Consider the following 2402-nt stretch of genomic DNA (forward strand, 5'->3'; position numbering starts at 1 on the left):
CTTTGTGTCATTAGCGGCGATTTATACGATGGCAGAGATCGCTCGCTTAAGGCGCAGTGGAGGCTTCAGCGGGGGATGGAGCAGCTTCAGGATCAGCAGATTCCCGTGTACATCATTCATGGGAATCACGATCCGCTTCATCGCGATGTAAAGTGGGAGTGGCCAAGCAATGTGACCGTTTTTCCTACGGATAAACCTCAAGCCGTTATTGTTCCGAGTAAAAATGCCTCGCCAGTAGCGGTTGTATGCGGGATGTCTTATGGAAACATGGCGGTATACGAGAATTTGGCAGCGATGTATCCCAATTGTCCTGAAAGGAACGCTGTGCAAGCGTGGAATGTCCTTTCCCATGATGAGGAATGTATGGTGCATGCAGATAGCGTAGAGGAGACCACACATATAAGTCAACAGTTGGTTGCAGCTAATCAACTGTTCCGCATCGGTCTGCTACATGGAACGGTTGATGGGAGTGCGGAACACGATCCCTACGCACCATGCTCCAAGAGAGAGCTTGTGGAAATGGGATATGATTATTGGGCGTTAGGCCACATTCATAAGAGAGAAGTGCTGCACGAGTCCCCTTATATTGTATATCCCGGCAATACACAAGGCAGGCATGTAAAAGAAACAGGTGCAAAAGGCTGCTACCTGGTTAATGTGAATGAGCTTGGTGATGTCAGCCTGCAATTCGAAACATTGGATACGGTTCGGTGGCGTCAGGAGCAGATCGATGTTAGTGGGATAAGTTCACTTCAATCTATCATGCAGCTGCTTGATGAGAAGATGGCAGCTTGGAAAGGTGAAGATAGGGAACGATTAACGCTGATTCGTGTGGAACTGACAGGACGAACGCCCTTGTATGCCTCGCTGCAGCAGGAATCCTTCACCGAACAATGGAGGGAAGCATGGCAAGCACAAGAGCTTGACCAAGCTTCTTTTGAAGAGGTGTCAGGGATTCTGTGGCCAATCGCACTGCGCATCAGTTGTACACCTGATATTGATATTGAGCAGTGGGAGGCGACTGATAGCTTCCCAGGAGACTTGATCCGAATAGCGAGACAGGCACAACAGCATGACACAGCTAGAGAAGCGCTGATTCAGGAAGCATTGGAGACACTTCTGCAGCAGCCACGCTTGCGGAATTGGCTTGCCTCCCAATCCAGCGAGTCACAGGAGGAATGGGTGCGGGAAGCGATGCTGTTAGCCGTGGAGTGGCTCCAGAGCGGGGTGAAGCGTTCATGAAGATATTACAGATTCACCTTATGGGGTATGGAGGATTCCGTGATGCGGTAATCCCACTTGCGGAACGCGGTTCGAATATGGGGATTACGCTGCTCTATGGACCTAATGAGGCAGGGAAGAGTACGATTACCTATTTTATTCGGGATATGCTGTATGGATTGCCGAAGCGGAGAAGCAGCCATACCCTATATGTGCCGAGCGAAGGGGCTGTATATGGGGGACGGATGAGCGTGCTCGATCGAAGCAGTGCCGAATGGACGATTGAGCGGTGGGAGCGGGATGGTTCGCTCCATACGAGTATCCGTAAGGTGTCTGCAACAGGAATTCTGACAGATGTCAGCCAATCTCAATTGGAGGATGAACTGTTAGGGGGATTGAACGCGGGACTCTTCTGCCGCTTATTTGGCATAACACTAGATGAGCTGCAGGAGCTGCAAACGCTGCAGGATGACGAGGTTGGGGCCTATTTATATGATACAGGGCTGTATGGCGGCAGAGGGATAACTGAGGCGGAGCGCTGGCTGCAGCAATCGATGGATGGACTATTTCGGCCAAGGGGCCGCAATCAGTTGATCAATCAGACCCTTCATACGATGGACAAGCTAGAACGAGTTCAGCGAGAAGCGCATCGTCATGCGGGAAAGCTAAGTGAGTTAGGGGAGCAGTTGACTCGCATAGAGCTAGAACTGAATCAGTGTGTAGAGCAGCGGGTTGTACAACGGGAGGAACTGGCTAAGGCTGAACGCGCAAGCGGCGTGGCCGGTACGTGGATTCGCTATATAGCCGCCAAGCAAGAGCTGGATGAACAGCCGACAGATCTGTCAATAAGGCTGCCTGAGCATGCTGCCCAGTGGCGGGAGTTTGATCGGAAGCTTGCTGAGGCGGAAGCTGCTTGCAGAGGAATGGAAGAGAAGCGGCAAGCAGTAGCTGCCCGTAAGAAAGGGAAGGAGCCGTTCAAACAGCTGCTAGATCTGGAGTCGGAGACAAGACGGCTTGCACAGTTGACGGATACCGTCCAACATTGGCGAGAAGCAGCGGGAGAGGCAGAAGTGGAATGCAATGCTGCCGAAGCTGAATTATGGCGGCTCTCTCGTCAGACGGATTCATCATGGACACCGGAGATGCTGCTGGAGAGCAAAACTTCCTCCTACTTGGAGCAG

At 51.8% G+C, this 2402-nt stretch carries 2 protein-coding genes; both read left to right on the forward strand.

From position 1 onward, the window contains the following. Positions 1-1242, forward strand: a 1242-nt coding sequence (locus AZ66_RS28605; RefSeq protein ID WP_044358041.1) for a metallophosphoesterase family protein, incomplete at its 5' end; no start/stop codon positions are given. Beyond that, the coding region (locus tag AZ66_RS28610) for an AAA family ATPase (RefSeq protein ID WP_156160129.1) at positions 1179-2402 on the forward strand (1224 nt) is incomplete at its 3' end. The genes AZ66_RS28605 and AZ66_RS28610, both read left to right, overlap by 64 nt.

The sequence above is a fragment of the Paenibacillus sp. E194 genome, from assembly GCF_000935845.1.
GTDB lineage: Bacteria > Bacillota > Bacilli > Paenibacillales > Paenibacillaceae > Paenibacillus_B > Paenibacillus_B alvei_B.